Raw genomic sequence first — 1,984 nt, 5'->3', positions numbered from 1 at the left:
ATAGAAGTTCCGGAAAAATAACTATTTCCAATATTGTCGGTCTAAACTCCGATATTGGATAGCTTCGCTAATGTGTGATGGAGAAATACTGGTGTCTCCAGCGAGATCCGCAATTGTGCGAGCAACCTTCAAAATTCTATCATAAGCGCGAGCAGAAAAGCCGAGTTTAGTCATTGCAATTTTCATAAGGTTTTGAGATTGTTCATCAAGTGAACAATATTTACGGATTAATTTTGTAGTCATATCAGCATTTTTGAAAACATTTGTTTCTTTTTCAAAGCGTTTGGATTGAATAGAGCGAGCATTAATAACTCGTTCACGAATTGTAGAGCTTGGTTCAGCTGGTACTTTGCTTGAAAGTTCTTGATATTTGACAGCAGGAACTTCGACGTGAATATCTATTCTATCGAGCAATGGACCAGATATTTTACCAAGATATTTTTGAATTTGTTGAGGCGAGCATGTACATTCTTTGTTTGGGTCGCCAAAATTGCCACAAGGACAGGGATTCATCGAGCATACTAACATAAAATTAGCTGGATAGTCGAGCGTTTGCTTTGTTCGAGAAATTGTAATACGTTTATCTTCGAGAGGTTGTCGAAGCACCTCGAGCACATTTCTGGCAAATTCAGGCAATTCATCTAAAAATAACACGCCGTGGTGAGCAAGAGAGATTTCACCAGGACGAATTTTGTTAATTCCACCACCGACCAAAGCAGCATCAGAAATCGTATGGTGAGGAGCACGAAATGGACGCAAGCGAATAAGTGGTTCGCAATCCGGGAGAAGTCCAGCAACTGAATGAATTTTAGTAGTTTCGAGAGATTCTTCGAGCGACAGCGGTGGAAGAATTGAAGGAATACGTTTAGCAAGCATAGTTTTGCCAGAACCGGGAGGACCAATCATCAGCAGATTATGGCCGCCAGCAGCAGATACTTCCAATGCACGTTTTACGTTTGCTTGTCCTTTGACTTCGGCAAAATCGAGTTGATTTTGAGATTGAGCCTCGTTGAATAAGTTGAAAATATCGACTTTTCTTGGTTCGATTGAAATATTTTCGTTAATAAATTCAACTGTTTGAGATAAAGATTCAACGGGAATAACTTCAACTCCATCAACCAGAGCGGCTTCGTTTGCGTTCCGTTCTGGAAGAATAATTCTGCGAAATCTTTTTGATTTTGCTTCTAATGTAATCGGAAGAACGCCGTGAACAGAACGGAGAACTCCTTCGAGAGCGAGTTCGCCAATTATTATTGTATCTTGAATACTATTGTAGCTAATTGTTCCGATAGAAGCTAACAAACCGATAGCAATAGGTAGATCGAAGGCGCTGCCTTCTTTTTTTACGTCGGCGGGAGCAAGGTTAACTGTTATTTTTTTTGCCGGGAATGTAAAATTTGAGTTTTTGATTGCTGCTGTAACACGCTCGCGTGATTCTTTGATAGCAGGATCGGGCAATCCGACAATATTAAAGGCGGGAACTTGATTATCGGTATGTGTTTCTATCTCAATTATTATAGCATTAATGCCAAATACTGCAGCAGAAAAAACGCGGGAATACATTTTATGCACCTGTATAGTTTTTAGTTAGAATTTACAAAATGAAAGTGTATTTTTCAATAAAAAAAGGCGCCTCCAATGGAAGCGCCCTTTGTTGTATGAGCTGTGTGTTTTATCTAACAATTACAATTCGTTCGTTCATTGTAGTAGCGCCTGAGCGAATTACTGCGTTGTATACTCCGCTTGGCAGGTCGCTAACGTTGAGCTTTATTACTCCGTTCGGTGCTTTGTCGTGGGCTCGCAGCATCAAGCGACCGCTCTGATTGTAAAGCTCTACCTCTACCTCTTCGCTCGATACCTTGCCCAATGTAATGAATAACTCTGTCGATGCCGGCTGTGGTGTAACCGTCAAACCTACTTGGTCATACTCTACTCCACCCTTCAGCATTACGATTGCATCTGTTTCGTAACGTAATATGTACGA

Annotated in this window: 2 protein-coding genes; both read right to left on the bottom strand. The window is 40.7% G+C overall.

What is annotated here, in order from left to right; genetic code table 11:
• Nucleotides 1–21: 21 nt before the first annotated feature.
• The gene (locus AC6QZF_RS07985; protein ID WP_499799354.1) at nucleotides 22–1,563 is read right to left on the bottom strand and encodes a YifB family Mg chelatase-like AAA ATPase; all 1,542 of its coding nucleotides are present in this window, start codon (nucleotides 1,561–1,563) and stop codon (nucleotides 22–24) included.
• Nucleotides 1,564–1,672: 109 nt separating this feature from the next.
• A partial coding sequence (locus AC6QZF_RS07980; protein ID WP_499799353.1) for a T9SS type A sorting domain-containing protein occupies nucleotides 1,673–1,984 on the bottom strand: 312 nt, incomplete at its 5' end.

This window comes from Eximiradius sp. (genome assembly GCA_937127445.1).
Taxonomy (GTDB): domain Bacteria; phylum Bacteroidota; class Ignavibacteria; order Kapaibacteriales; family UBA2268; genus JAKIZO01.
Note: the sequence above shows the minus strand (reverse complement) of the source record. Positions and strands in the feature narration are given on the sequence as shown.

What these genes read in the sequence shown, in the direction of transcription:
- AC6QZF_RS07985 (WP_499799354.1), bottom strand. Translation starts at nt 1,563, where the DNA reads ATGTATTCCCGCGTTTTTTCTGCTGCAGTATTTGGCATTAATGCTATA.